Annotated in this window: 23 protein-coding genes, 1 tRNA gene and 1 pseudogene; 12 read left to right on the top strand and 13 right to left on the bottom strand. The window is 70.3% G+C overall.

Annotated features, from left to right (window positions below):
• Positions 1–163 precede the first annotated feature (163 nt).
• The 4 genes from H4W31_RS11190 to H4W31_RS11205 all read left to right on the top strand — a co-directional run bounded on the left by H4W31_RS11190 (position 164) and on the right by H4W31_RS11205 (position 7,873).
• Positions 164–1,534, top strand: a complete 1,371-nt coding sequence (locus H4W31_RS11190) for a pectate lyase family protein (protein WP_225945479.1) — start codon at positions 164–166, stop codon at positions 1,532–1,534.
• Between the two features lie 88 nt (positions 1,535–1,622).
• Positions 1,623–3,245, top strand: a complete 1,623-nt coding sequence (locus H4W31_RS11195) for a pectate lyase family protein (protein ID WP_318783134.1) — start codon at positions 1,623–1,625, stop codon at positions 3,243–3,245.
• A 242-nt stretch (positions 3,246–3,487) separates the two neighbouring features.
• Positions 3,488–6,097, top strand: a complete 2,610-nt coding sequence (locus H4W31_RS11200) for a pectate lyase family protein (RefSeq protein WP_192766599.1) — start codon at positions 3,488–3,490, stop codon at positions 6,095–6,097.
• Between the two features lie 189 nt (positions 6,098–6,286).
• Positions 6,287–7,873, top strand: a complete 1,587-nt coding sequence (locus H4W31_RS11205; RefSeq protein ID WP_225945480.1) for a pectate lyase family protein — start codon at positions 6,287–6,289, stop codon at positions 7,871–7,873.
• Positions 7,874–7,992: 119 nt separating this feature from the next.
• On the opposite strand, the gene H4W31_RS11210 is transcribed toward H4W31_RS11205, so the two are convergent.
• Positions 7,993–9,084, bottom strand: coding sequence for an ABC transporter ATP-binding protein (locus H4W31_RS11210; protein WP_192766600.1), 1,092 nt, complete (start codon positions 9,082–9,084; stop codon positions 7,993–7,995).
• A 324-nt stretch (positions 9,085–9,408) separates the two neighbouring features.
• On the opposite strand from H4W31_RS11210, the gene H4W31_RS11215 reads away from it, so the two are divergent.
• A tRNA-Thr gene (locus H4W31_RS11215) sits at positions 9,409–9,485 on the top strand.
• 49 nt (positions 9,486–9,534) lie between these two features.
• Here H4W31_RS11215 and H4W31_RS11220 read toward each other — a convergent pair.
• The 6 genes from H4W31_RS11220 to H4W31_RS11245 all read right to left on the bottom strand — a co-directional run bounded on the left by H4W31_RS11220 (position 9,535) and on the right by H4W31_RS11245 (position 14,372).
• Positions 9,535–10,125, bottom strand: coding sequence for a hypothetical protein (locus tag H4W31_RS11220; RefSeq protein ID WP_192766601.1), 591 nt, complete (start codon positions 10,123–10,125; stop codon positions 9,535–9,537).
• Positions 10,122–10,430 carry a hypothetical protein gene (locus H4W31_RS11225; protein WP_192766602.1) on the bottom strand — a complete coding sequence of 103 codons (309 nt, stop codon included), beginning with the start codon at positions 10,428–10,430 and terminating at the stop codon, positions 10,122–10,124. The genes H4W31_RS11220 and H4W31_RS11225 overlap by 4 nt, the downstream gene beginning before the upstream one ends.
• A gap of 3 nt (positions 10,431–10,433) precedes the next feature.
• Complete coding sequence (locus tag H4W31_RS11230; RefSeq protein WP_192766603.1) at positions 10,434–11,261, bottom strand: hypothetical protein; 828 nt, start codon at positions 11,259–11,261, stop codon at positions 10,434–10,436.
• Between the two features lie 194 nt (positions 11,262–11,455).
• Positions 11,456–12,430, bottom strand: coding sequence for a COG1361 family protein (locus H4W31_RS11235; protein ID WP_192766604.1), 975 nt, complete (start codon positions 12,428–12,430; stop codon positions 11,456–11,458).
• A gap of 215 nt (positions 12,431–12,645) precedes the next feature.
• Positions 12,646–13,869, bottom strand: a complete 1,224-nt coding sequence (locus tag H4W31_RS11240) for a hypothetical protein (RefSeq protein ID WP_192766605.1) — start codon at positions 13,867–13,869, stop codon at positions 12,646–12,648.
• Entirely contained in the window at positions 13,866–14,372 is a 507-nt protein-coding gene (locus tag H4W31_RS11245; protein ID WP_192772014.1) for a SigE family RNA polymerase sigma factor, read from the bottom strand. The genes H4W31_RS11240 and H4W31_RS11245 overlap by 4 nt, the downstream gene beginning before the upstream one ends.
• 274 nt (positions 14,373–14,646) lie before the next feature.
• Here H4W31_RS11245 and lhgO point away from each other — a divergent pair, with 274 nt between their 5' ends.
• On the top strand, positions 14,647–15,846 hold the full coding sequence (gene lhgO / locus H4W31_RS11250; protein WP_192766606.1) for an L-2-hydroxyglutarate oxidase: 1,200 nt from the start codon (positions 14,647–14,649) through the stop codon (positions 15,844–15,846).
• Positions 15,847–15,919: 73 nt separating this feature from the next.
• Entirely contained in the window at positions 15,920–16,162 is a 243-nt protein-coding gene (locus tag H4W31_RS11255; RefSeq protein WP_192766607.1) for a hypothetical protein, read from the top strand.
• Positions 16,163–16,253: 91 nt separating this feature from the next.
• On the opposite strand, the gene H4W31_RS11260 is transcribed toward H4W31_RS11255, so the two are convergent.
• Together H4W31_RS11260 and H4W31_RS11265 are read right to left on the bottom strand one after the other, a co-directional pair.
• Entirely contained in the window at positions 16,254–17,795 is a 1,542-nt protein-coding gene (locus H4W31_RS11260) for a hydroxysqualene dehydroxylase (RefSeq protein ID WP_192766608.1), read from the bottom strand.
• A 6-nt stretch (positions 17,796–17,801) separates the two neighbouring features.
• A complete protein-coding gene (locus tag H4W31_RS11265) occupies positions 17,802–18,302 on the bottom strand; it encodes an MSMEG_6728 family protein (RefSeq protein ID WP_192766609.1) in 501 nt (166 codons plus the stop codon).
• 94 nt (positions 18,303–18,396) lie between these two features.
• Here H4W31_RS11265 and H4W31_RS11270 point away from each other — a divergent pair.
• A pseudogene (locus tag H4W31_RS11270) lies at positions 18,397–20,315 on the top strand (NAD-binding protein); the annotation flags it as partial.
• Between the two features lie 68 nt (positions 20,316–20,383).
• Here H4W31_RS11270 and H4W31_RS11275 read toward each other — a convergent pair.
• Positions 20,384–21,640, bottom strand: a complete 1,257-nt coding sequence (locus tag H4W31_RS11275; protein WP_404825578.1) for a DUF4032 domain-containing protein — start codon at positions 21,638–21,640, stop codon at positions 20,384–20,386.
• 33 nt (positions 21,641–21,673) lie between these two features.
• On the opposite strand from H4W31_RS11275, the gene H4W31_RS11280 reads away from it, so the two are divergent.
• From H4W31_RS11280 to H4W31_RS11290, 3 genes are all read left to right on the top strand, one after another.
• Complete coding sequence (locus tag H4W31_RS11280; protein WP_192766612.1) at positions 21,674–22,426, top strand: phosphatase PAP2 family protein; 753 nt, start codon at positions 21,674–21,676, stop codon at positions 22,424–22,426.
• 10 nt (positions 22,427–22,436) lie between these two features.
• Positions 22,437–23,747: an APC family permease gene (locus H4W31_RS11285; RefSeq protein ID WP_192766613.1), complete on the top strand. Its 1,311-nt coding sequence runs from the start codon at positions 22,437–22,439 to the stop codon at positions 23,745–23,747.
• Between the two features lie 98 nt (positions 23,748–23,845).
• Positions 23,846–24,091 carry a hypothetical protein gene (locus H4W31_RS11290; protein WP_192766614.1) on the top strand — a complete coding sequence of 82 codons (246 nt, stop codon included), beginning with the start codon at positions 23,846–23,848 and terminating at the stop codon, positions 24,089–24,091.
• A gap of 8 nt (positions 24,092–24,099) precedes the next feature.
• On the opposite strand, the gene H4W31_RS11295 is transcribed toward H4W31_RS11290, so the two are convergent.
• On the bottom strand, positions 24,100–24,693 hold the full coding sequence (locus H4W31_RS11295; protein ID WP_225945481.1) for a Uma2 family endonuclease: 594 nt from the start codon (positions 24,691–24,693) through the stop codon (positions 24,100–24,102).
• A 164-nt stretch (positions 24,694–24,857) separates the two neighbouring features.
• On the bottom strand, positions 24,858–25,037 hold the full coding sequence (locus H4W31_RS11300) for a winged helix-turn-helix domain-containing protein (protein WP_318783727.1): 180 nt from the start codon (positions 25,035–25,037) through the stop codon (positions 24,858–24,860).
• Between H4W31_RS11300 and H4W31_RS42665 the strand changes: the two genes are divergently transcribed.
• Positions 24,952–25,254 carry a hypothetical protein gene (locus H4W31_RS42665; protein WP_225945482.1) on the top strand — a complete coding sequence of 101 codons (303 nt, stop codon included), beginning with the start codon at positions 24,952–24,954 and terminating at the stop codon, positions 25,252–25,254. The genes H4W31_RS11300 and H4W31_RS42665 overlap by 86 nt on opposite strands.
• 10 nt (positions 25,255–25,264) lie before the next feature.
• Here the strand turns inward: H4W31_RS42665 and H4W31_RS42670 are convergent, their stop codons facing one another.
• Positions 25,265–26,347 (bottom strand): DUF3105 domain-containing protein, encoded by a 1,083-nt coding sequence (locus tag H4W31_RS42670; protein WP_225945483.1) that lies wholly within the window; start codon positions 26,345–26,347, stop codon positions 25,265–25,267.
• Positions 26,348–26,470: the final 123 nt, after the last annotated feature.

The following is a 26,470-nucleotide window of genomic DNA, read 5'->3' on the forward strand; positions in this document are numbered from 1 at the left end:
GGCAATGGGTGGCCGAGGTAATCGCCATTGCCCCCATTTAATGCAACATATCTGCAAACGCTACTCATTGACACTTTTAAGTGTTCCTATCTACCTTTCATAACAAGAGGATTTCGTACCCGTTACGAGATCCGGCGAACGGTAGACAGACACGGAGAGTGCGATGCGATCGAGCAGGTTGACCGCCACCGTGGTCGGCAGTCTCCTCGTGATGGTTTCCGGCGCCGCCCTGGTGGTGCCCGGTACGGCCAGCGCGACCGGTGGAGACGACGACCGACTGTCCTGGGGAGCCCGTTCGCTGGGCCGGCAGGTGTTGCCGGCCGGTGACGGCTGGGCCGCCGCCGGGCCCGGCACCACCGGCGGATCGACGGCGACGCCGGAACAGGTGCACGTGGTGCGGAGCCGGACCGAGCTGGTCGCGGCCCTGGGCGGCGACAACGCCACCAACCGCGGCAACGCGACGCCGAAGATAATCTACGTTCAGGGCCTGGTGGACGGCTACGAGGACGCCGACGGGCGCCTGACGAGCTGTGCCGACCTGGCCGATCCCGAGTACTCGCTGGACGCCTACCTGGCCGCGTACGACCCGGCGACCTGGGGCCGGGTGGCGCCGTCCGGGCCACTGGAGCAGGCCCGGGTGCGGTCGGTGGCCAACCAGACCCGGCAGACCCAGATCAACGTCGGGCCGAACACCACCATCGTCGGACTGCGCGGGGCGACCCTGCGGGGGCTGACCCTGATGGTGGACACCGCGAACAACGTGATCGTCCGGAACCTGCACTTCGCCGACGCCCGGGACTGCTTTCCGGCCTGGTCGCCCACTGACGGCGACGCCGGCAACTGGAACTCGCAGTTCGACCTGATGTCGGTACGACGCAGCGAGAACGTCTGGGTCGACCACAACACCTTCACCGACGGCGACAACCCGGACAGTGAACTGCCGGTCCACTTCGGTCGGCCGTACATGGTGCACGACGGATCGCTCGACGTCACGCACACCGCGAGCCGGGTGACCGCCTCGTACAACCGGTTCGTCGCCCGGGACAAGGTGATGCTGATCGGCTCGTCGAACACCGTCGGCCCGGACGTCGGCCGGCTGAACGTGACGCTGCACCACAACCTGTTCGAGGGCACGATGCAACGCCTGCCGAGAGTGCGGTTCGGCCAGGTCGACATCTACAACAACCACTACCGGCTCTCCGGTACGGGCTTCGGCTACGCCCTCGGCGTCGGGGTCCAGTCGGCGATCCACGCCGAGAACAACTACTTCGCGCTCGGCTCCGACATCACGGCTGCGGACCTGCTCTACGACTGGGACGGCACCGTGATCACCGTACGCGGCAACTGGGTCCGTACCGGTAGGGCACCGGCGCGCCCGGTCGACCTGCTCGCCGCGTACAACGCCGAACACGACCCCGACCTGTCTCCGGACGCCGGCTGGACGCCGATGCTCCGCGCCGGACCGGTCCTGCCCGCCCCGCTCGTACCCCTGGTGGTCCAGGCCCTCGCCGGCGCCGGCCGCCTACCGGTGTAAGGAAGGGCCCCCTGTTATCGCTTTCTGTAGAAGAAGGGCCCCTTCCTAACACCTCAGATCCCTCCCACCACCACAAGGAGGCTCAACTGTGCACGCCAACCAGCCCCACGCCCGGCCCCGGTGGCGACTGCTCGCCATCGCGGGCGCGGCCGGAATGCTCACCGCCGCCGCCCTGACCGTCGCGGTACCGGCCGCCTTCGCCGACACCCTGTTGACCGACAACTTCGAGGACGGGAACTCCACCGGCTGGTCGACCTCCGGCGGAAGCTGGTCGGTCGCCACCGACGGCAGCCGGGTCTACCGGCAGTCGGGGCAGAGCAGTGACGCCCGTACCCTGACCGGGACGACGTCCTGGAGCGACTACGCGGTGCAGGCCCGGGTCAAGCCGACCGGATTCAACGGCGCCAACCGGCACGTCGGGGTGATCGCCCGGGCGCAGAGCAGCAGCCGCTACTACGCGCTGGTGGTGACCAGCGGCGGCGGGGTGCAACTGGTGAAGCGGGACGGATCGGCGCCGGTCGCGCTGGCCAGCGGCTCCGGCGCGGTGCCGGTGAACAGCTGGGCGACGCTGCGGCTGGAGGCCACCGGCAGCTCGCTGCGCGGGTACGTCAACGGCAGCCTCGCGGTCCAGGCCACCGACTCCGTCCTTCCTGCCGGCCGGGTCGGCCTGGCCGCCTCGTACGCCAGCGCGTCCTTCGACGACATCGAGGTCGCGACCGTCACCGGTACGCCGCCGACCGGTGGACCGACCGGCGGGCCGACGCTGCCGCCGACCGGGCCGCCGCTCGATCCGGGTGCACCGCCGATCGGCTTCGCCTCGGTGAACTCGCTCGGCCAGAACGGCACCACCGGTGGGGCCGGCGGCCCGACCGTGACGGTCAGCAACGCCACCGACTTCCTCACCGCGGTCAGTCAGTCAGGCCCGCTGAACATCCGGGTGAACGGCATGATCGCGCTGCCCGGCCCGATGCACGACGTGATGTCGGACAAGACGATCGTCGGGGTGGGCGCCAGTTCGGGGATCACCGGCGGCGGGCTGAACATCGGCCTGCCGGTCAGCGACGCGACCAGTCCGCCGGCGAACGCCGTACACAACGTGATCGTCCGTAATCTGAACTTCCGGAACACCGTGGACGACGCGATCAACGTGCAGATGTTCTCGCACCACATCTGGATCGACCACAACGACCTGTCGGCCGGCTACGACGGTCTGATCGACATCAAGCGCGGATCGAGCTACGTGACGGTGTCGTGGAACCACACCCACCATCACACCAAGAACATGCTGCTCGGCCACGACGACAGCAACGCGGCGCAGGACACCGGTTACCTGAAGGTGACGTACCACAACAACTGGTTCGACCGGACGCCGCAGCGCAACCCCCGGGTCCGGTTCGGCGACCCGGTGCACGTCTTCAACAACTACTTCGTCTACAACACCGACGTCGGCGTGGCCTGCCAGCTCAACTCGGGCTGTGTGGTCGAGGGAAACTACTTCGAGGACGTCGAGGTGCCCTGGTCGATCAGCTACGCCGGATCCCGGGGCCGGCTGGTCGCCCGCAACAACGTGCTGGCCGGTACGAGTGAGCAGGGCGACTCGGGTGGTTCGGTGACCGAGCCGAGCACCTACTACCCGTACACGGTCGCCGACCCGAACGGCGTGCGGGCGGCGGTCATGGCGGGCAGCGGCACCGGGAAGCTCCCCTTCTAGTCCGGCGGGTGCCGCCGACGCCCCGGCGGCACCCGCCCCCTTCGGTCCTTTCTGGAAAGCGCTATCCCAGGCGGTGCGGCACCGACGCCCGCTCCGCCGCCGACGGCCCACCCCGCGCGGCCGCACCACCCGTGGCCACCGCCCCCTGATCCTCCTGATCCGGGGAGGCCGCGACGCTCAAAGATCGACGGATGTCGATCAAGATGCCCGGCCCGGGCAGTCGTACAACCGAGGAGGAATTCGTGAGTACCACCACCGACACCCGGCGGAGACATCGCCGCGGTCTCCTGCTCGCGACGGGGGCCGCGCTCACGGCGGTCGCCCTCGCGATCGGGATGGGCGCCGCCGCCCACGCGGCGACGCTCTTCACCGACGACTTCGAGGACGGCAACTCGACCGGCTGGACGGCGTCCGGTGGCACCTGGTCGGTCGCCGCCGACGGAAGCCAGGTCTACCGGCAGGCCGGTACCAGCAGTGACGCACGGGCGCTCGCCGGCACGACGAGCTGGAACAACTATTCCGTACAGACAAGGGTCAAGCCGACCGCGTTCAACGGGTCGAACCGGTTCGTCGCGGTACTGGCCCGGGTGCAGAGCACCACCAGCTACTACTACCTGGCACTGCGCAGCAACAACACCGTCGAACTGAAGCGGCTCAGCAGCGGCACCTCGACCACCCTCGACACGGCCAGCGTGACGGTCGGCCTGAACAGCTGGTACACGCTGCGGCTCGACGTCTCGGGCACCTCACTGCGCGGGTACGTCAACGGCTCGCTGCTCACCGAGGGCACCGACAGCCAGTACAGCACCGGCCGGATCGGCGTGGCCACCTTCAACGCCACGGCCAACTTCGACGACGTCCTGGTCAGCGACAGCGTGACGAGCCCGACGACGCCGCCGACGACCGGCCCGACCAACCCGACCCCGACCCCGACCGGCAACCCCGGCCAGAACGTGGCCGACGGCTGGGCCTCGGTGAACGCGCTGGGCCAGAACGGCACCACCGGCGGCGCGGGCGGCTCGACCGTCACGGTCACCTCGGCGTCACAGTTCATCACCGAGGCGGCCTCGGCCGGACCGAGGATCATCCAGGTCAACGGGATGATCGACCTTCCCGGCCCGATGCACGAGGTCAGCTCGGACAAGACGATCGTCGGGCTCGGATCCAACTCCGGCTTCACCGGCGGTGGCCTGAACATCGGTCTGGCGATCGACGACGACATCACCTCGCCACCGTCCAACGCGGTGCACAACGTCATCCTGCGGAACCTCAACTTCCGGAACTGGGACGACGACGCGGTCAACGTGCAGATGTACTCGCACCACATCTGGATCGACCACAACACCTGGACGACCGGCGCGGACGGCGGCGTCGACGTCAAGCGCGGCTCGTCGTACGTGACGATCTCGTACAACCACGCCGACGGCACCGACAAGAACATGCTGCTCGGCCACGACGACGGCAACGCCGCCCAGGACGTCGGGTACCTGAAGGTCAGCTACCACCACAACTTCTTCGACAGCACCAACCAGCGCAACCCGCGGGTCCGCTTCGGCGACCAGGTGCACGTCTACAACAACTATTACCTCAACACCGGCAGCTACGGTGTCGCGTCGACCGAGAACGCGGGCGTCATAGTCGAGGGCAACTACTTCGAGAACGTCGACGACCCGTACCACCTCGGTGAGGGGGACTCCGGCGACGGCCGGCTGGTGGCCCGGAACAACTGCCTGATCAACTCGGGCTCCGGCCAGACCGGTGGCAGCGTGAGTAACCCGTCGTACTCGTACACCATCCAGACGGCCTGCGACATGAAGGCCGTGGTGACCGCGCAGTCCGGCGTCGGCCGGGTCGGGCTGCCCAGCGGGCCGACCCCGCCCCCGACCACCCCGGCGCCGACCACCGACCCGCCGCCGACCCCGACCACCCCGCCGCCGACCACCGGCCCGCCGCAGAACGGACTGGTCGGCTGGGCCGCCCAGGCCGGCGGCACCACCGGCGGTGCGGGCGGTTCCACGGTGACCGTGTCGAGCTGGGCCGACCTCCGGACCCAGGCGCAGGCCTCCGGTGCCCGGACCATCCTGGTCAACGGCATGCTCAGCGGCTCGGGCACCATCGAGGTCACGGCCAACAAGACGATCCGGGGCGTCGGCGCGAACTCCGGCTTCTCCGGTACCACCCTCAACATCGAGGACATGGAACCGGCGAACGTCATCGTCCAGAACCTCAACATCCGTGGCGTACCCGGTGGGGACGCGATCCAGATCGAGAACGCCACCCACATCTGGATCGACCACAACACCCTCTCCAGCACCATCGAGGACGACGTCGACTTCTACGACGGCATGGTCGACATCACCCACGCCGGTGACTACATCACCCTGTCCTGGAACGTCGTCCGCAACCACTGGAAGACCTCGCTGGTCGGCCACTCCGACGGCAACTCCGGCGAGGACGAGGGTCACCTGCGGATCACGTACCACCACAACTGGTTCGACCGGACCTTCGAACGCAGCCCCCGGGTGCGCTTCGGCGAGACGGTCCACGTCTTCAACAACTACTACTCCAACGTCAACAACAACTCCGACTCGTACGCCATCGCCTCGACCATGGACGCCGGCGTACTCGTCGAATCGAACGTCTTCGAGAACGTGCAGCAGGCGTGCTGGTCGGCGAGCGGGTACGCGGACTCCGATCCCGGCCGGCTGGTGGCCCGCAACAACTCGCTCACCAACTCCGGGCCGTGTGAGGTCAACGGGTCCGTGGCCGCGCTCCCGTACAGCTACAGCGCCGAGAACGTCGCCACGGTCAAGGCGTCCGTCACGGCGAATGCGGGCGCGGGCAGGATCTGACTCCGCAACGGCACAGGCACAGCCAGCGTTAACAGGCAATAGCTGAAAGGCACAGGCGTAGGTGGAGGCCGGCGACCGGCATCGGTCGGTCGCCGGCCCCCACGACGTCGGCACAGCGCGAAGCGGCAGCCGCCGCCCCACCACGGCACGTCGCGCGCGACGATGCGCGCAGCGAAACTGGAGGCAGAGATGCGAACCAGAACCCACCGCCGCGGCCTGCTGGCCGCAGCCGGCGCCGGCCTGTTGGCCGTCGCGCTCACCGTCGGGGTGCTGACCAACCCGGCCCAGGCGGCCACCCTGTACTCGGACGACTTCAACGACGGCAACGCCGACGGATGGTCGAAGTCCGGTGGCGACTGGTCGGTGGCCACCGACGGAACGCCGGCGTACAGGCAGGACAACTCGGGCAGCGAACTCGCCCGAGGCTTCGCCGGGGACACCGGCTGGACCAACTACCAGGTGCAGGCCAGGGTCAAGCCGTTGTCGTTCAACGGCGCGAACCGGCTGGTCGCGGTCGCGGCCCGAGCCAACAGCTCGACCCGGATGTACCGGCTGGCGCTGGTCAACGCGAACCGGGCCGAGTTGCAGGCGGTCAACGGCAGCGCGGTCACGGTGATCGGCTCGGCGTCGGTATCGGTGTCGACGGGTAGCTGGTACACCCTGCGCCTGGAGGCGAACGGCAGCACGATCCGGGGCTTCGTCAACGGCACCCAGGTCGGTTCGGGCAGCAACTCGGCGCAGGGGACCGGGCGGATAGCCCTGGTCACGGTCTTCGCGAGTGCGGTCTTCGACGACGTCAGCGTGGACACCGTCGGCTCGAACCCGCCCACCACTCCGCCCGGCTCGACCACCGGCCCGCCCAGCCCGACCGGAACCGGCACGCCGCCGCCGACCACCGGCCCGACGCTCCCGCCGCAGACCGGACTCGTCGGCTGGGCCACCCAGAACGGCGGCACCTCCGGCGGCGGCAGCGCCGGCTCGACGACCGTGACCAGCGCCTCGGCGCTGACCAGCGCGCTCGGCTCCAGCAGCGCGGCGGTGATCCGGGTCTCCGGCACCATCTCCTGCTCCGGCATGCTCCGGGTCCGGTCCAACAAGACCATCCTCGGGGTCGGCTCGAACGCCACCATCTCGGGCTGCGGCTTCACCGTCAACGGCGACCGCAACGTCATCATCCGCAACCTGAACTTCCGGGGCTGGGACGACGACGCGATCAACGTGGAGACCGGGGCCACCAACATCTGGGTGGACCACAACAGCTTCACCGACGGGTACGACGGTGCCGTCGACGTCAAGCGCGGCTCCGACTTCGTGACCATCTCCTGGAACCGGGTGTTCGGCCACGACAAGTCGATGCTGCTCGGGCACAGCGACGACAACGCCAGCCAGGATGTCGGGCACCTGCGGGTCAGCTACCACCACAACTGGTTCGACGGCTCCGGTACCCGGCACCCCCGGGTCCGGTTCGGCAACCCGGTGCACGTCTACAACAACTACTACTACGACAACGAGTACGGCGTCGCCTCCACGATGAACGCCGGGGTCCTGGTCGAGGGGAACTACTTCGAGAACGTCGACGAGCCGACCCTGGTCGGTTACGCCGGTTCCGACCCGGGCGCGATCGTGCAACGCAGCAACCACTTCGTCGGCTCCGGTTCACCGCAGAGCGGCGGCGGCAGCGTCTCGGGTATCCCGTACTCGTACCAGCTCGACAACGCCAGCAGCGTCAAGTCCATCGTGACCGGCGGCGCCGGCACCGGCCGCATCGGCCTCTGAGTGCAAGGAAGGGCCCCTTCTTATCGCTTTTTGTAGAAGAAGGGGCCCTTCCTAACACCGTAGGAACAACGACAGGGCGCCGCCTCCCTCAGAGGGAGGCGGCGCCCTGTCGTTGTCTGCTAGATCCGGTTCCCGGTGACGGCGTGGAACGCGTGGTTCCGGCCGGTACGCGGCTTCACGTAGACGGTGTCACCCATGCTCGGCATGTGCCGGCGGTCGGTACGGACCACGAACCGCTCCGAGGAACCGTCGATCGCGGCGTGGCCGTAGACGTTGGCGTCCGAGCCGAGGTCCTCGACCAGCTCGACGACCAGGGGCAGGCCGCCCTCGCTCTCCGAGACCAGGTCGCAGTCTTCCGGCCGGAAGCCCACGGTCACCTTGCCGTTGCCGTCCTCGGCCTTGGCCGCGGCGATCTGCTCCCGGGTCAGCGGGATGGCCAGGGTGTCGAACATCGCCCCGTTGTCGGTCAGCCCCACCGTCTTGATGTTCATCGCGGGGGAGCCCATGAAGCCGGCGACGAAGACGTTGGCCGGAGCGTCGTACAGCTCACGGGGGGTGTCGACCTGCTGCAGCACGCCGTCCAGCATGACCGCCACCCGGTGGCCCATCGTCATGGCCTCGACCTGGTCGTGGGTCACGTAGACGGTGGTGACGCCGAGCTTGGCCTGCAGGGTCGCGATCTGGGTACGGGTCTGCACCCGGAGCTTGGCGTCCAGGTTGGACAGCGGCTCGTCCATCAGGAAGACCTGCGGCTCGCGGACGATGGCCCGGCCCATGGCGACCCGCTGGCGCTGACCGCCGGAGAGCGCCTTCGGCTTGCGGCTGAGGTAGTCCTCGAGCTGGAGCAGCGCGGCGGCTTCCTTGACCCGCCGGTCGATCTCCGACTTCGAGGTCTTGCGGAGCTTCAGCGCGAACGCCATGTTCTCGTAGACCGACATGTGCGGGTAGAGCGCGTAGTTCTGGAAGACCATCGCGATGTCGCGGGCCTTCGGCGGCAGGTGGGTGACGTCGCGGGTGTCGATGTAGATCGAGCCGTCGTCGACGTCTTCCAGCCCGGCGAGCATCCGCAGGCTGGTTGACTTGCCGCAGCCGGAGGGGCCGACCAGGACGAGGAACTCGCCGTCGCCGATCTCCAGGTCGAGGTGATCGACCGCTGGGCGCTCGGTGCCCGGGTAGACCCGGGTGGCCTTCGAGTACGTGACCGTAGCCATGGTGAAGCGCTTCCTTCCACCGGCAGGAACGTGCCGGACGATCCGAGTGAAAGAACGACCGGTGCGATAGCGCACCGGTCCGTGGAGGGCGCCCGGGCGGCCGCGAGGCAGCACCGGGTTGTCATCCGCGTCACGCCACGGTAAACGTGTTTTTCTCACATGCCAAGGTGGGGACCCGTGGTTGGGATCTATCTGACGAACATTTCGGGCATCCGGGCACGATCCGCCGCCACGGGCTCCAGGGGCTGTGGACTGTCGGGTTTCGGAATCGGTGCCGGCCGTGGTAGCAGGGTCCCGGTGGCTATGCTGACCACGAACAATCGCGCCCCTGTAGCTCAGTTGGCCAGAGCACTCGCCTTGTAAGCGAGATGTCGCCGGTTCGAGCCCGGCCGGGGGCTCCAAATACCCCGCGGAGCTGACCGCGACCCAACCCTGACGGTGGGGCGCTGCCTACTCCGGTTCGGGTGTCTGGCCGTCGGCGACGCAGGCGGCGACCTGTTGCGGGCCCTCGGTCGTCGTCACGGTGAGGACGCGCAGGGTCGTACCGGTCGGGCAGGTCGGGCCGGGTGACCCCGGTTCGCCCGACGGACCCGGCTCGCCCGGCGGACCGGTCCCGCCCGCAGGGCCCTCCGGTCCGGCGGGACCCTCCGGTCCGGACGCCCCGTCCGCCCCGCTGACACCCGGTGCACCATCCGCGCCGGTCGCGCCGGGCGGCCCGGGATCACCGTTCCGGCCGTCCCGACCTTCCAGACCGGGTACGCCAGGTGGCCCGGGTGGACCCTCCGGCCCGGCCGGGCCGCGCAGGTTGGCGGGGTCGACCACACAGTTGCCGCCGAGTTGGCGTACCTGCTGGCAGAGCTGTTCGGCGCCGGAGACGGCGGTGTCCGCGCGGCGTTGCTCGACGGCGGCCTGTTCGCCCAGGCTCGCCCAGCCCCAGCCGGCCCCGGCGGCGATCAGCGCGGTCGCCGCCACCACGACGATGAACCGGCGCCGGATACGTCGGTCCATCCGCTGCCGGAACTGCACGGTCTCATCGTTCATGTCGTACCGTCCGCGCGGTGCCGGGCCAGTTCGCGTTCGATGAGGGCGAGCCGGTCCTCGACGGCGCGCCGGGCGGTCCGGGCCTCGTCGACGGCCTGTTGCAGTCCTTCGGCCCGCTGCTCGGCGGCATCCGTCCGACGTGCCGCGTCGTCCGCGCGCCTCTCGGCGCGGTCGATCGCCTCCTGGTACTCCTTGCGATCGGCGCGGTTGGCGTTGAGCAGGTACGCCACGACAGTGACGAGCAGGCTGCCGACCCCGACCGCGCCGAACCCGCCGGCCGGCAGGAAATTTGCCAGTTCGCCCACACGTCAGCTCGCCGGAGCGCCCAGTTTCGCCGCCAACTCCGCCGCACGGTCACCGAACGCGGTCCTGAGTGCTGCGGCGACGCTGTCCATGTCCCGGGTGCCGAGCCCGGCCAGAACGCCGTCGACGATGGCCCGCTCGTCGGTGGGGTCCCGACCGACGGCGTCGAGCAGGCTGGCCTGGTTGGCCGTCAACTGCTGTACCCGGGCGAGCAGTTGCTGGATGCCGGTGTCGGCCATCACCTTGGTCTTCGTTCGCGTTGCGATCTTGTCAATGGTCGCGTCGTCCACGTCTTCCTCCTCAGGGTCTCCGAGCGCGATCGCCAGGATCCGCTCCATCAGGTGCTTGTTGGCGCAGTGTCGCCGGTCGAGGGTCAGATGCCAGTGCCAGAGATGGCTGGAATCGCTGCTCGCGACCCGGTTGCGTACGTTGTCCCAGCCGTCGACGACCTTGTTTCCGTCGATGTTGCCGTAGAACTCGCGTACGTCTTCGAGTTGGCCGGCGCGCATGGCGGCGTAGATCCGCTTGCACTGGGCGATCATCTGGTTGGTCGAGCCCGGCGTGAAGTCGACCCCGGCGATGTGTCGCTGCTGGACGGCGGTCAGTCCGGACTGCACGGTGTACGTCCGGGACGTCGCGTACCGGGACTTGAGGATCCACTCCTGCGAGCGGTGGGCGCCGCGCACATGGTTGTTGTCGCCCTTGTTGCCGAAGGCTCCGCGTGGGCGCTTGGTACGGCGGCACAGTTCGTCGCCGAGCCAGTCGAGTTCCGGGGTCAGGATCTCGCGGCTCCACCACGATTCAGCCTGTAGCTGGGCATAGGTCGGCATCATTCCCCCTATAGCTGAATAGGTTTATAAATCGGGCGAGCCAGACCCAGCATTGATATTCGTCTGATTAACTGGCATCAGGGGAAAATCGTCGGAAACCCGACAGTCGGCGCGCTGCCCCGAACAGCCGGCGGCCCCGCTCGACACGAGGTCGGGCGGGGCCGTCCGGGGTTGGTGACCGGTCAGGGCCGAAGGTGTCAGACCGGCTCGGGGATGCGGACCAGGAACCTGGAGAGGTTGTCCGAGTAGTCGTCCTCATCCACGACCGCATGCTGCCACGACGCGCTGACCATGGCGGTGGCCTCGTACAGGCCCGGAGCGGCGTCCGCTGCGGCCGAGAAGATCAGGCCGAAGGTGCGGGACTCGCCCTCCATGAACTTGCGGCCCGGCACCGGACAACCGCGCGAGCAGGGGACCTCGGCCGGGTCGGTGTCGATGAGGATGGCCCGGTCCTCCGCCACGTAGGTGTCGAGATCGAGGGAGCCGTGCGCGGCGTCGCCACCGTACGCAACGGTGGCCTCGATCCGTCCGGTGTACCGGCCGTTCGGACCCATGGTAAGGGTCACCTCGTCGGCGACCACGATGGACGACTTCGCCTTGGTGTCCTGCCGGTACGGCCGCGGGTCACGCAGCGATCCATCGGTCGACCGGAACAGCGTCTCGAACGGCTTGAACTTGCTCAGCGGCGCGTTCAGGGCGTAGTCGTCCGAGATGGCGATCCGACCGCCGGCCGCCGTCATCGGGAACGACTTCGTCGCGGTGGGCACCGCGAAGGCGATCGAGAAGGTCAGGCTCCCGCCCGGCGCGATCTGGCTGAGGAAGCAGCCGAACGTCTCCCGGTGTCCCGAGTAGCCGACCTCGGTCTGGCAGAACTGCTCCGGCGAGGTCGGCAGGATCGCCGATCCGGCGACGGGCTCCCGGAACAGCAACCGGAAGTTGCCGGCGTCCGTGCCCTGGTTCCGGACCGTGACCTGAAGGCTGCCCTGGTATCCGCGCTCGGTCGGTTCGAGCACCAGGCGGCCGAAGGAGGCCGACGCGTCGCCCTGCGTGACCTTGACGGTGGCGGGTGCCGGCGCGGCCGACGCGGCCACGGCGGGGGCCATGATGCCGAGGGTCATCGCGATCGTGCCGGTGGCGGCGAGCGCAACCCGTCGGCGAGAAGTCTTGAGCATTTCCATCCTCCCGTTGTCGGCTCCGTTTGGAGCACGTCGGTAACACCTGCGGGATAGGGAAAGGGTTTCAGAGATTCGGTGTCGCCAATCGAACAGATGACCTTGAAACCAAACACCCTTCTCAAACGTTGGCCGGAGCCGGGCCGGGCCGATACCTGTCTCCACACAACGAAACCGCCCCCGCCGGATATCCGGCGGGGGCGGCGCTGTCGAGGTCAGGAGCCGGCGACGGCCTGGATCGTCGTCTGGTTGCCGGAGTTCGGCAGGAGGACCTTGGTGTCGTGCTCGGCGGCGATGTCGGCGCGTACCGTCACCGTCCTGGCCGGACCAGTGTCGGTGGTGAGGAACCCGAAGGCGATGCTGCGGCGTTCACCGGGACCGAGGGGCCGGGTGATGCAGACCATCCGGTCCGGGTAGCCGTAGGCGGTCGGGCAGCCGGACCAGATGGCGTGTTCGGCGGTGTCCTTGCCATTGTCGACGAACGTGATGGCCGGGAACCCGACGGTCGCGTCGGTCGGGTTGACGATCGTCACCGTGCTGGCGGCGCGTCGCACGCCGTCCTCGTTCGCCGCCCCGTACACCAGGTCGGTGGCGGTGAGGGTGAGCCGGCCTACCGTTCTCGCCGGTGGCGCCGTGGTCGGGGTGCCCTTCGTCGTACTCGGGAAGTTGGTGGGCCCGGCGGTCTGGCGGAACCGTCCGTCACTCCACGAATAGCTCCGCCACTGTGTCTGCGCCGGGTTGGCGCCACAGCACTGGTCGGCCACCCGGACCCGGACCGCACCACCTTCGACCCGGAACTCCCGCAGGTCGGCGGCTCCCGGGCCGGTCCGGGTCACCTGACCCAGGACGACGATCCGGCCGGTGGTGTCGCGGTCGAAGGCGACGATCTGCCTCGGCCAGTCGATACTGGACCGGCATTCCAGTCGGGCCAGCGTCTCCACCGTGCCATCGGAGTCCACGTCCCCGTGAGCCAGGTCGAGCAGGGCCGGCACCTCCTCGTTGACCGGGCCGGAGCGGAGCCGGACCGCCGACCCGCCGCACACGCTGGACGCACTCTGTGGCCAGTCCGGCAGGTCGAAGGCGGTGCCGAGGAGTTCCTCCCGGGTGAGCCGGCCGTCCTTCGCCACGGGCGTACCGGTCGGGGTCGACGAGACGGTCGGCGAGACCGAGGAGGTCGGTGCGAGCGACGGCGGCGGAACGACGTTTCCGGTCGGCGGTGCCTCGCGGTCCATCAGCAGGCCGTAGCCGGCCACCGGCAGGGCGAGGGCCGCCACCGCGACCACCGACATCACCACGGCGGTCCGCTGACGGCGCCGCCGCACGGTGTACCGGACCGCGTCGGGACCGACCGGGTGTACGTCGGACAGCAGTCGTTCCCGAAGGGCGCTGAACTCGGCGTCCAGTAGGTCCGGCTGCTCGACGCTGTTGTCCAGGTTCACGCCGCACCTCCTTGCTTCTCGGACAGCTGGGCGGCCAGCGCGGCGCGGGCGCGATGCAGCCAGGACTTGATGGTGCCCTCCGGGACCCCTTCCTGCCGGGCCACCTCCGGCACCGTCAGGTCCGCCAGGTAGTGCAGCACCACCGCCCGACGCTGGTTGGCCGGCAGCCCCGCCAACGCGGCGGTCAGCGCCACCCGGTCGGGACTCGGGCCAGGGGAGTGCTCCTCACGCTGCCGGGCGAGAAAGAGCTGGGCGGTACGCAACCGTCGCCACCGGCTGGTGGCGAGGTTCCAGGCGACCCGGCGGACCCAGGCGAGTGGATCGTCGTACCGGCAGATCCGGGACCAGCGGGCGAACGCGCGGCAGAAGGCTTCCTGGACCAGATCCTGCGCCTGGCCCAGGTCGCCGCTGTAGGCGGCGAGCTGCACGGTCAACGAACGGTAGTGCGCGTGGTAGAACTCGTCGAAACTGAGGCCGGCGTCGACGGCCGGCGCGGACGACACGACGCTGCCGACGGCCGGCGGCTCGTCGACTCTTTCCGCTACCCCCACAGATCCTCCCCGCTGCCGTCGCGGAAGAGACCGCGACCGGGGTTACACGCATCGGGCGGGGCAACGGTTGCGGCAGATTTCGAATATTTTTCCGGGTTCTCGGCCGAGGCGTAACGGGCCCGCCGGCACCGGCCCGCCCGGCAGGTGGTCGGGTTTCGTCGTAGGCCACGACGCGACCGTCCGGACGCATACCATCGATGCCGGTGCCAACGGGCAGAGGAGCGCTGTGACCAGGTACGTCGTCGTGGGTGGCGGGATCCTCGGCCTGGCGGTCGCACACCGCCTCCGGACCGATCGGCCCGGTGCCGAGGTGACGGTACTGGAGAAGGAAGCGGGTTGGGCCGCCCACCAGACCGGACACAACTCCGGGGTGATCCATGCCGGGGTCTACTACCGACCGGGCAGTCTCAAAGCGACTCTCTGCCGGGCCGGCAGCGTCTCGATGGCCCGGTTCTGCGCCGAGCAGGGGCTGCCGTACGAGATCTGCGGAAAGCTGATCGTCGCGGTCGAGGCGGACGAACTGCCCCGACTGCACGCCCTGCACGAACGGGCCGTCGCCAACGGGCTCCCGGTCAGCCTGATCGGTGCGATCGAGGCGGCCGAGTACGAGCCGAACGTCACGGCGGTGGCCGCCCTGCGGGTCGACTCGACCGGGATCGTCGACTTCGGCGCGGTCTGTCGCCGGCTCGCCGAGTTGCTCGCCGAGAGCGGTGCCGAGCTGCGGCTGAACACCAGGGTCACCGGGATCCGGGCCTGGCGCGGCGGCGTACTGGTCAGCACGAGCGCGGGCGAGGTGACCGGCGACGTACTGGTCAACTGCGCCGGGCTGCACGCCGACCGGATCGCCCGACTGGCCGGGGTCGACCCGCCGGCCAGGATCGTGCCGTTCCGGGGCGAGTACTACGAACTGGTCCCCGGCCGGCGGGACCTGGTACGCGGGCTGATCTATCCGGTACCCGACCCGCAGTTCCCGTTCCTCGGCGTACACCTGACCCGGATGATCGACGGGAGCGTGCACGCCGGGCCGAACGCCGTACTCGCCACCGCCCGCGAGGGCTACTCCTGGCGCCGGTTCGACCCGCGCGACGTCTGGGAGCAGGCCAGCTACCCGGGGCTGTGGGCGCTGGCCCGCCGGCACTACCGGTACGGGTTGACCGAGGTGACCCGGTCGCTGTCCCGGAGGCGGTTCGCGGCCAGCCTGGCCCGGCTCGTACCCGAACTGACCGAGGCGGACATCGTGCCCGCCGGTGCCGGGGTACGCGCCCAGGCGATCCGCCCGGACGGCGGGCTGGTGGACGACTTCCTGCTCGTCGAGGCGGATCGGCAGGTGCACGTGCTGAACGCACCGTCCCCGGCCGCGACCAGCTCGTTCGAGATCGCCCGGTACATCGTCGACCGGTTGCCCGCCGACGGCTCGCCGAGATGACGCGGGCATCGGTCACCCTCGTCATCACATTGGGTGATACCGGTCGTCGGTGTTCGGCGGCCAGACTGGCCGGGTGGACGACCGGCCCGTACCCGCCGCGGCACTCCTGCTCGGAGTGGCGCTCGGGCTCTTCGCCGGCATCGGGTACGCGGTCGCCCGGCGGGCCTGGACCGACTACCGGAAGACGAAGGCGAGCCTGCCGGGGATGCGCACCGCGGCCTGGGCGGTGACCCGGATCGCCACCAGCCGGGCCGGCATCGTGCTGCTGCTCTGCCTCGCCGCCGTCGGCTGGGCGGCGGCCGGCGGCGAGCCCTAGCTCGGATTCCGCCTCGGCCTCCGTTGGAGCGGTGGATGATCCTCGGATCGGGCGTGGCGGCTTCCCACCGAGGCGGTAGCTCGGCGCCCGGTCAGTCGTGGTCGGTGCGGTGCCGGGTCAGCAGACCGTACCGGCGGATCGACCGGACCGGTTCGGTGCCGGCGCCCTCCCGGCGCAGGATGTGGTTCGCGGCGAGTACTCCGGTCAGCGCGGCCCGCTCCATCAGGGCGCTGGGCAGCTCGGTCCGGATCCCGTCGCCGGCCAGGTAGAGCCCGTCCGCGTCGGTGAGTACACCGGGACGGTCGGCGTGGTCACCCGGGCGGAAGGCCGGGGCCTGGCGCTCGATCCGGGACCGCGATTCCCGTACCGGCAGGCCGGCCACCTCCGGCCAGAGGCCGACCAGCTCGGCCCGCATCCGTTCGGCCAGCTCCGGGGCGGGCACGCCGGCCGGGCAGGCGTACGCGTGCAGTTCCAGCACCGACCCGCCGGTCCGTTCCGCCCAGCGGCCCGCCTCCGCCTCCAGCCGGTGGTACAGCGTCACCGAGTCCAGCGTGGGCTGTCGGGACACCCCGCTGAACACCGCCCGGTCGGCGGCGACGTCCCCGCCCAGCCAGTACCGGGCGACCGCGTACGGCGGGCCGGTGCCCAGCCCCGCCACCCGCCCGGCGAGTACGGGCGCCGTGGCGGCCAGTTCCGGCGAGCCCGCCAGCAGCCGGGTCAGGGCCGGCGGGTCCACCGCCAACACCAGGTAACGGGCCCGGTGGCGCTGCCCGGAGTCGGTCTCCGCGACCCAGCCGGCATCGTCGGGCCGCAGTGCCGTCACGGGCGTACCGGTGTGGATCCGGGTCCCGAGCCGGTCCAGGTATCCGGCGAGGGGCCGCCAGATCGCCGACTCGTAGTCCCGGTCGGGAGCGTCGAAGGCGAGCCCCTCCGGATTGCCCAGGAAGTAGAAGTGGAAGCTCGCCACCAACTCGGCGGCGGACAGCTCGGCCTCGTGGTTGAAGAACGAGTGTGAGAAGACCTCGAAGAGCATCGCCCGGGCCCGGTCCGGCAGCCGCAGCGCGTCGAGCAGCTCCTCGGCGGTCGTACCGTCGAGTTCGGCGTAACTGCGCACCGGGTGGTACGCCAGCAGCGGCAGCGCGGCCCGGCCGTCCATCCGGTACAGGTCCCGCAGCCGCAGGCTGGGACTCCGGGCGACCAGGGCCAGCAGGCTCCACGGCGGCGCGGCCGGCAACCGGCCGAACTCCTCGGCCGGCCAGCCGGTGTGCAGCACCGGATAGCCGGCCACCGGCCGGAGCAGCCGCAGTGCCGGGTCGATCCGGCGCAGGATCGACCGCCAGTTGTAGTACTGCCGGAAGAACGCGTGGAAGCCGTGGTCGACGGGCTGCGGCGTACCGTCGGCCAGCCGTTCGGGCCGGGTGTCGAGACGGCCGCCGAGCCCGGGACGTCCTTCGAGCACGGTGACCCGTACGCCGCGCTCGGCGAGCACCACCGCCGCCGAGATGCCGGCGATCCCGCCGCCCACCACCAGTGCGTCGACGCCGTCCGGTACCCCGGCCGGGCCACCTGCGCCGGGTTCGGCACGCTCCGGGCGTACGCCGGTCAGCCGGGACAACCAGCCGGAGGGCGCCATCGGGGGTTACCCGTTCCCGGTCGACGGAGGCGGCAGGCATCCGGGTGGGCGGTCGGAGGGCGGCCAGACGTACGGCAGATCCGCCGGCACGTCACCGAAGATCGGACCATAGTGGATCGGATCCTTGCGCAGCAGCGAGGAGCGGTGACTGAGGTGCAGGTCCTCCCGGCCGAGCCAGGGCGGCAGCTCACCGGCCGCCGCCAGTTCGTCCTGGCGGCGTACCCGCTCCAGGCCACAGCCGGCGGTGAGGTCGGCGACCAGGGTGTCGGCGCAGGTGTCCGCCCGCCCGGTCGAGCACCACTGCACGCAGATGTCCAGCCCGTACCGGACGAGCGCCTCCTCGTATCCGGCCCACATCTTCACCGCCGGATGGTGCCGCCAGCCGTACCCGGGACGGATCAGCCCGCGCAGCACCTGGATCGCCTCGACGCGTTGCTTGCCCAGCCGCAACTGGTCCAGGCTCCGGGCGGTCCGTCCGAAGTCCGGGTACGGCAGGAAGGTCTGCATCAGCCTGCGCTTCCCGAAACCGACGCTGTCATGCCCACATTGTCCGGTAATTTCGGAGGCTGCGTCGGGTGATCACACTGACTACCATCCGAGCATGGCGGATCTTTGGCGGACCCGAGCCAGGCGTGCGTTCGAGACCCGGCTGCGGGACGGCCTGCGGACCAACGGCGACAACCGCCCGCACTACGTGATCTGCGGCCAGGACGCGCTCGCCGTCCACCTCGTCGAGGAACTGCTGGGCAACGATCCGCAGGGCAACGGGGTACGGGTCACCGTCATCGTGCCGAACCAGCGCCGGCAGGACGGGCCGGACATCCGGTCGATCCGGGGAGTCCGGTCGATCCAGGCGGACCGGCTCGACGAGGAGACGTTCCGGGCGGCCGGGCTGGTCGGGGCGAGCGGTCTGGCGCTGCTGCACCAGGACGACGTCGGCAACATCCACGCCGCGCTCTGTGCCCAGGAGGTCGAACCGGACCTCCGGGTGGTGCTGCGGATGTTCAACATGAACCTCGGCAACGGGATCCGGCAACTCTTTCCGAACAGCGCGGTCCTCTCCGACGCGTCGATGGCGGCACCCGCGTTCGTCGCGGCGGCGCTCGGCGAGGTCGCGCCGACGTACTTCCGGCACGGTGGGCGGACCCTGCACGTCGCCCCGCGTACCGATGTCCGGCCGGAGCACGTGATCTGCGGGCTGGCCGACACCCAAGATCCACACCATCCGCTGGTGCTGCCCGCCGACGAGTCCAGCGCCGACCTGGTGCTCGCCGAGGCGACCGGGCAGGTCGGCCCGGAACTGGCCACCCGGCGATGGCTGCTGCGGTCCCGTCGGGGGCCCCGTCGACGGATCTCCGTGCTGTTCCGGGCGATGCGGTCGTTCGCCACCCGCAAGATCGGGATGGCCACCATCTCGGTGCTCGGGGTGGTCGTCGTACTCGGCTTCCTGCTCTCCTTCGCCGAGGAGACCAGCATCGGGAACGCGCTCTACCTGACCATGGTGACCACCATTGTCGGCGCCGACCCGGACATCGAGAAGGGTGCGGCGGCGCAGGTACTCCAGGTGGTGCTCAACCTGGCCGGCCTCGCGCTGATCCCGCTGATCACCGCAGCGGTGGTGGACGGGATCGTCAAGGCCCGGCTGGCGCTCGACGCCGGTGCGCTGCCGAGCGAGCGCAACGGGCACGTGGTGGTGGTGGGTCTGGGCAACGTCGGTACCCGGGTGATGTGGCAGCTCAACGACCTCGGGGTCGAGGTGGTCGCGATCGACAAGGATCCGGAGGCCCGGGGCGCCGCCGTCGCCCGCCGGCTCAACGTTCCGTTGATCATCGGGGACGTCGCCCGCGAGGAGACGCTCGACGCCGCCTCGGTCGGTACCTGCCAGTCCCTGGTGGTGGTCTCCACCGACGACGTCAGCAACCTTCAGGCGGCCCTGCACGGCCGGGCGCTCCGCGCCGACCTGCGGGTGGTGCTGCGGCTGTTCGACGGGGACTTCGCCCAGCGGATCCAGAAGACGTTCAAGATCGGCATTTCCCGCAGTGTCTCGTACCTGGCCGCTCCCTCCTTCTCGGCGGCCCTGCTGAACCGGGCGGTGATCGCGACCATCCCGATCGCCCGGCACGCGCTGCTGGTGGCGGAGGTACCGATCATGACCGGGGCGAACCTCGCCGGTCAGCAACTGCGGGTGGTGAGCCAGGCGGAGTGGGTACGGGTCATCGCGGTGACCCGGGCCGGTCAGCCCCGTACCGAATGGGCACTTCCGCCGGAGCAGCGGCTCCGGCCCGGGGACCGGCTGACCGTGGTGGTCCGCCGGGCCGGACTGAACCGCCTGCTCCGCGAGGCGAGTACGCCGCCACCACATCCGCCGCACGGAACCGACGGGCCGGACCAGGCGGTCCGGACGGGCGTACCCCGGCAGTCGGGCCGCCCCGGTCAGCGGGACCGAGCCGGCGACCAGCCGGCCCAGCCGGTACGCGGCACCACCCGGAGTACCGTCGCCCGCCCCCTCCGCCGTACCCCACCGACCCTGTGAGGAAGGGCCCCTTCTTATCGCTTTTTGTAGAAGAAGGGGCCCTTCCTAACATCTGTCAGTTCAGGGCCGCGCCGAGTACGGCCTGCTCGTCCGGGCGGTGCACCAGCTCGTCGGCGAGGAACGACTGTACGGCCGGAGCCAGCCCGACGTCCCGACCGGCCCGTTCGGACAGTCGCCAGCGGTGCTCGATGACCTGCACGAACAGCTCGGCCGGTTCGAGTTTTCCGCGCAGGTGCGGCGGTACGGCCCGGACCACCGGCTCGAAGACCTCGGTCAGCCAGCGGTGCGCGGCCTGCTGCTCGTCGGTCAGGTCGCTCTCCGCCCGGTAGGTGTCCAGGTCGTTGAGCAGTCGCCGGGCCTGGTTCTCCTCGGCGTCCAGTCCGGTCAGCCGGAGCAGCCGGCGGGTGTGGTACCCGGCATCCACCACCTTGGGGCGGACCAGGTAGCGGCCACCGTCCACCAACGACATCGCCACCTCGGCGACGTCGAAGCCGAGGTCGTTGAGGCGACGGATCCGGCCCTCGATGTCGTGCCGGGCCTCCCGCTCAATCTGCTGCTCGTAGGTGATCTCGTGCCACAGTCGTTCGTAGCGCCGGACCACCTCCTCGCAGACCAGCTCGGGATCGATCGAGTCGTGCAACAGCCCGGCGGCCTGGAGGTCCAGCGCCTCGCCGAAGATGTTGACCCGAGCGATCTCCAGGTCCTCGTCCCGCTGCCCGTTGGAGAGTTGGCGATGCAGGGCGCCGGTCTCGGCGTCGACCAGGTACGCGGCGAACGCACCGGCGTCCCGCCGGAACAGGGTGTTGGACAGCGAGCAGTCGCCCCAGAAGAAGCCGGTCAGGTGCATCCGGACGATCAGTGCGGCCAGCGCGTCGAGGAGCCGGTTCATCGTCTCGGGGCGCAGCGTGTGCGAGAAGAGCGCCCGGTAGGGGAGCGAGAACTGGAGGTGCCGGGTGACCAGCACCGGGTCCAGCGGCTCACCGTCCTCGGTCTGCCGGTCCGCCACGATGGCGATCGCCTCCACGGAGGGGAAGTCGATCCGCTCCAGGGCGCGGAGCAGGTCGTACTCCCGCTCGGCCACCCGCTCGCCGGTCTCCTTGACCGCGTACACGGTGCCGGCCAGGCGGACGAAACGCACGATATGCCGCGAGATGCCCTGCGGTAGTGCGACGAGTTGATCGGCGGGCCACTGCTCCAGCGGAGTCGACCAGGGAAGGTCGAGCAGCGCCGGGTCGACGAGGGCCGAGGTGATCCGCACGGAGACAAGCATGCCGGTCCGGGCCGCCGACCGCCGCCTCACGTGTGCGGACACACACCGCCCCGGACCGCCCGGTAGCGTGGGCGGATGCGGCAAACCACGACGGTACGACGCTTCCCGCGACTGCGTCCGGTCCATCCGACCGGCTGGTGGCTGGACGGCGTACTCGTCGCGGCGGTGGTCGGGTTGACGGTCGCGCTCGCCGCCGGCCAACTCCTCGGGTTCGACCTGGCGGTCCGGGACTGGGTCGACGCGCACCGGCCGGATCCGGCGTACTGGGTGGCGCGGGTGTTCAACTCGCTCGGCCAGGGCGGCTGGTTCCTGATGCCGATCGCCTTCGGGCTGGGCGCACTGGTCAGCCTGCGTACCCGATCGGTCCGGCCGCTGCTGGTGCCGGTCGGCGGGTTCGTGCTGACCTCGTTCACCATCGGGCCGATGAAGCTGCTGCTCGACCGGGGCTACCCGCACAACTGGGAGCTGCCACACCCGGAGGAGCTGTTCAGCGATCCGGTGAACGGCACGGCGTACCCGTCCGGGCACGTGGCCAACGCCATCGTCTGGTACGGGGTGATCGCGCTGCTGCTCGCCGCGCTGCTGCGTACGCTCGGCAGGCCGGACGCGCCGGTCGGGGTGTACCGGGCGATCCGGGTCGTACCGCCGGCCATCGTCTTCTGCACCACCACCTACCTCGGCTGGCACTGGATCACCGACTCGGTCGCCGGCCTGCTGCTCGGGCTCTTCCTCGACCGGCTGCTCGCCCGGGTGCCGTGGGACGACGTACCGCTGCCGGCCCTGCCCGGCGGGGTGCAGCGACACGGGGTGTTCACCAGCGACGCCTAGGCTCGGCCGGATGCAGACGTTGGAGCGCCGGCTCGGCGTGACCGACGCCGTTGTGATCGGTCTCGGGTCGATGCTCGGCGCCGGGATCTTCGTGGTCTTCGCCCCGGCGACCGCCGCCGCCGGCAGTGGATCCGGCCTGCTGATCGCGCTCGCCGTCGCCGGCCTGGTCGCCTTCTGCAACGCCACCAGCTCGGCGCGGCTCGCCGCCCGGTACCCGGAGTCCGGCGGCACCTACGTCTACGGGCGGGAACGGCTGGGCCCGTTCGCCGGGTTCCTCGCCGGCTGGGGCTTCGTGGTCGGCAAGACGGCGAGCTGCGCGGCGATGGCGTTGACCATCGGGGCGTACCTGTGGCCGGGGCAGGCCCGGCCGGTCGCGGTGACCGCCGTACTCGCGCTGACCGCCGTCAACCTGCGTGGCGTACAGAAGACGGCCCGGGTGACCCGGTGGCTGGTGGCGGCGACGCTGGCCGTACTCGCCCTGGTGGCGCTGGCCGGGCTGTTCGGCGGGGCGTTCCGGCCGGCCAGGATCGGCAACTCCGTCGGTGCTGACGGTGGCGGTGTTCATCCCGGTGATGTCGACGGGATCGTCCCGGTCGGTGTCCTCACCGCCGCTGGACTGCTCTTCTTCGCCTTCGCCGGGTACGCCCGGATCGCCACCCTCGGCGAGGAGGTACGCGAACCGGAGCGGACCATCCCCCGGGCGGTGCCGATCGCGCTCGGACTGGTGCTGCTGAGCTACCTCGGCCTCGCCGTGGTCGCGCTGTCGGTGCTCGGCCCGGCCCGGCTGGCGTCCTCGACGGCACCGCTGGCCGAGGTGGTGGACGCCGCCGGGCTGCCCGGCCTGGACTGGCTGGTCCGGGCCGGGGCCACGGTCGCGGTCACCGGCGTACTGCTGGCCCTGGTCGCCGGGGTGGGCCGGACCGGGCTGGCGATGGCCCGGCGACGGGACCTGCCCGGTGGGCTGGCGGCGGTGCATCCGACGTACCGGGTGCCGCACCGGGCCGAGCTGGCGGTCGCCGCCGTGGTGATCCTGGTGGTCGCGCTCGGCGACGTACGGGACGCGATCGGCTTCTCCAGCTGCACCGTGCTGGTCTACTACGCGATCACCAACGCGTCGGCGTTGACGCTGCCCCGGGAGTCGGGGCGACGGCTGCCGGGGCGGACGCTGGCCGTCCTCGGCCTGGTCGGCTGCCTACTGCTCGCCGTCGCCCTGCCGATCGGCAGCGTGTTGGCCGGATTCGCCGCGCTCGCCATCGGCGCCCTCGGGTACGCCGCCCGCCGGTTCGTCCGGCACTCGGGGGGCGCCGACGGGTCGCGGTGACGCCGTCGCCCGAGCGGCAGGACATACCCTGGTACGACGTCGACGGTACGACCCCGGGTTGATGTGGAGATCCGGACCTCTTTTCTACAGTCGAGCGTATGAAAAGGGCTCTTGGCGCGGTCGGAATCGTGGTCGGCTTCTATCTGATCGTTCGTGCTCTGGTCGAGCCATTCGTGATCGATATGACCGATCCCGCCACCTACCGGCAGGACTGGGGCGGGCCGAGCCTGGCCGGTGTCCTACTGGTCCACTGCGGTCCGGGCGTCGTCTCCGCAGTGCTGATCGGGCGTGCGGTGCGAACGTGGCGGCGACGCCGGGCGGCACCAGCCGGGCCGGGAAGCTGAGCACAGGCTCAGTCGATGTGGTCATCCGGCGAGGTCTGTAGCAGCCATGCCAGCGGCATCCTCGCCCGCTCCTCGTATCCACCCTGTCCGGTGCGGCGATGCAGGGTGACCGTCTGCGGGCCGTCCCGCTCGACCACCCAGTACTGGGGGACACCCGCTGACGCGTACTCGAGGACCTTTGTCACCGAGTCCATGGCCTCCGAGCCCGGCGAGACGATCTCTATCACGAGCGCGGTATCGGTCACCGTCAACCAAACGGCACGCGGTGGCGGTTTCCGCCAGACGCTCATGTCGGGAATCCGCCCGCCGTCTCCGGACGGGCCGGGGATGCGGAGACCGGCCACCTGTAGCACCTGTTCGGCGGGCCACCCCGCCATGATGAACCAGGCAAAGAGGCGACTGGCGATCATCGCGTGCTCGGAGTCGGGCGGCGGCATGACCGACAGGACCCCCTCGGGGCTGGTCTCGTAGCGGTGACCGTTCGCGTCGGCGGCGTTCATGGCAGCAACGTCGTCGAGCGTCACGACGGCGGGCATGTGCATGCCGACGGCCTCAGCGCTCATGTGCCCATCGTAAGTGACGGCGGGGCTTGAGCTGCTCATCCGACCACCGACGGGTGCGCCGCCACGGCGGCTTCCTGGCGTCGTGCCGGAGCGACCGTTCCCCTGCTCGCGGGCTACCCAAGACGTCGCCATTCCTGGCCGGGGTCGACTCGCTCTCGCGGGGTGGCCGAGGAGTAGGAGCCTCTTGTGAAGGCCTGGCGTTCCTACTCGGCCGCGCTCCGGTCACGGACGTACACGCCACGTCCCTGGTGTCCCTCGACCAGGCCCTCGGCGCGCAGCGTCAGCATGACGGACCGGATGACCTGGGTGGATACGCCGTACTGCGTGCACAACTCGGATGTTGACGGCAGTTTGTCGCCCGGCTTCAGCTCGCCGGACTTGATCCGGTCCCGGATCTCGCTGGCGATCCGCTACCCCGAAAAGGTGTACGCCTACCTGCGCCGGCTCGCCGACGAACTCGATCACCTGGTACGGGCCGAGAGCACCGCCCGCGCCGAGGCCGAGCTCGCCAGCCAGGAGCTACGGCAGTGGCGTATCCGGCACCACCGCTGCTGGTTCGTCGAACCAGGCCGGCGTACGCCCAACCGCGGCCCCTGGTGATCGGGCGCTGTTACTGGGTCGTGGTGATTCCGCCTCCGCACGGTGCCCCGGGCTCGATCGCCGCAGTCTCCCGGTAAGTCCGGATGAACTCGTCGATCCGCTCGTCGTCGGCATCCTCGACCGCGAGCTGGTAACCCCAGGCCTGGAGCGAGATCGGCGTGTTCTGCGCCGGGTGCGGGCTGAGCATCATGTGCGACTGCCCGCGTACCCGCTCGGCGAGGCGCTCCACGCCGGCGGCCGTCAGCCCCGGGGAGTACGTGATCCACACCGCGCCGTGTTCGAGGCTGTGTACGGCGTTCTCGTCCACGATGGGCGCGGTGTAGACATCGCCGTTGCAGTTCTGCCACTGCTGGAAGTGTGGTCCGCCGGCCGGCGGGATCATCGGGTACGAGACCGGCTCCTGGACGTGGTCCGGAGTGAGCGCGCCCGGGTTCGACTCGCGGTAGTTGACCACATCGGACAGATCGGCACCTGCGCCGTTGCTCGACCGGTACCAGACGAGGCCGCCGATCCCGCAGACCAGGAGCAGGAGCAGCGCTGCGGCACCGGCCACGATCCCGATGATCAGCCCGGTACGTCGGGCCGGTACCGATGGCGTGCCAGGGACTCCGGGGGCTCCCGGCGCTCCCGGGTACGGGTAACCCGGCTGACCGTAGCCCGGACTCGGGGCGGGCGGCTGGCCGTACCCCTGCTGGGGCTGGCCGTACCCGGGCTGGGGCTGGCCGTACCCCTGCTGGGGCTGGCCGTACCCGGGCTGGGGCTGGCCGTACCCGGGCTGGGGCTGGCCGTACCCGGGCTGGGGCTGGCCGTACCCGGGTTGCGGTGCTGGCCCGTACCCGGGTTGCGGTTGGCCGTACCCGGGCTGCGGTTGGCCGTAGTCCTGTTGGGGCGGTGCGTAGCCGGGGTGCGGTTGGCCGTACCCGGGGGTGGGCTGGGGTGGAGGCACGTAGCCCGGCTGGGGCGGTAGCGGGCCGGGTGGCGGCGACACCGGCGTCCCGGACTCCTGCGCCGGTGCCGGTGCCGGTGCCGGCGGCGGCGGCGGTTCCGATGGCGGGGCGGGTTGCTGCGGGTTCGGCGGTTCGGGATTGCCCATGTCTGCCTACGCCTCCGGGCCAGGGATCGGGGAGCCTGATCCTATCGAGGCCGGGTGTCGGAGCCGGGGGACGACCACCGCTTTTCCGTCCACCCCGCTGGCGCCCGGCAGACGCCGGGCCTC

Source organism: Plantactinospora soyae, assembly GCF_014874095.1.
GTDB classification, from domain to species: domain Bacteria; phylum Actinomycetota; class Actinomycetes; order Mycobacteriales; family Micromonosporaceae; genus Plantactinospora; species Plantactinospora soyae.

Bases quoted from the DNA above. Each gene is read 5' to 3' on its own strand.
- H4W31_RS11190 (WP_225945479.1), top strand. From the start codon at position 164: ATGCGATCGAGCAGGTTGACCGCCACCGTGGTCGGCAGTCTCCTCGTG.
- H4W31_RS11205 (WP_225945480.1), top strand. From the start codon at position 6,287: ATGCGAACCAGAACCCACCGCCGCGGCCTGCTGGCCGCAGCCGGCGCC.
- H4W31_RS11210 (WP_192766600.1), bottom strand. From the start codon at position 9,084: ATGGCTACGGTCACGTACTCGAAGGCCACCCGGGTCTACCCGGGCACC.
- H4W31_RS11220 (WP_192766601.1), bottom strand. From the start codon at position 10,125: ATGAACGATGAGACCGTGCAGTTCCGGCAGCGGATGGACCGACGTATC.
- H4W31_RS11230 (WP_192766603.1), bottom strand. From the start codon at position 11,261: ATGATGCCGACCTATGCCCAGCTACAGGCTGAATCGTGGTGGAGCCGC.
- H4W31_RS11235 (WP_192766604.1), bottom strand. From the start codon at position 12,430: ATGCTCAAGACTTCTCGCCGACGGGTTGCGCTCGCCGCCACCGGCACG.
- H4W31_RS11260 (WP_192766608.1), bottom strand. From the start codon at position 17,795: ATGGCGCCCTCCGGCTGGTTGTCCCGGCTGACCGGCGTACGCCCGGAG.
- H4W31_RS11265 (WP_192766609.1), bottom strand. From the start codon at position 18,302: ATGCAGACCTTCCTGCCGTACCCGGACTTCGGACGGACCGCCCGGAGC.
- H4W31_RS11280 (WP_192766612.1), top strand. From the start codon at position 21,674: ATGCGGCAAACCACGACGGTACGACGCTTCCCGCGACTGCGTCCGGTC.
- H4W31_RS11285 (WP_192766613.1), top strand. From the start codon at position 22,437: ATGCAGACGTTGGAGCGCCGGCTCGGCGTGACCGACGCCGTTGTGATC.
- H4W31_RS11290 (WP_192766614.1), top strand. From the start codon at position 23,846: ATGAAAAGGGCTCTTGGCGCGGTCGGAATCGTGGTCGGCTTCTATCTG.
- H4W31_RS11295 (WP_225945481.1), bottom strand. From the start codon at position 24,693: ATGAGCAGCTCAAGCCCCGCCGTCACTTACGATGGGCACATGAGCGCT.
- H4W31_RS42665 (WP_225945482.1), top strand. From the start codon at position 24,952: ATGACCTGGGTGGATACGCCGTACTGCGTGCACAACTCGGATGTTGAC.
- H4W31_RS42670 (WP_225945483.1), bottom strand. From the start codon at position 26,347: ATGGGCAATCCCGAACCGCCGAACCCGCAGCAACCCGCCCCGCCATCG.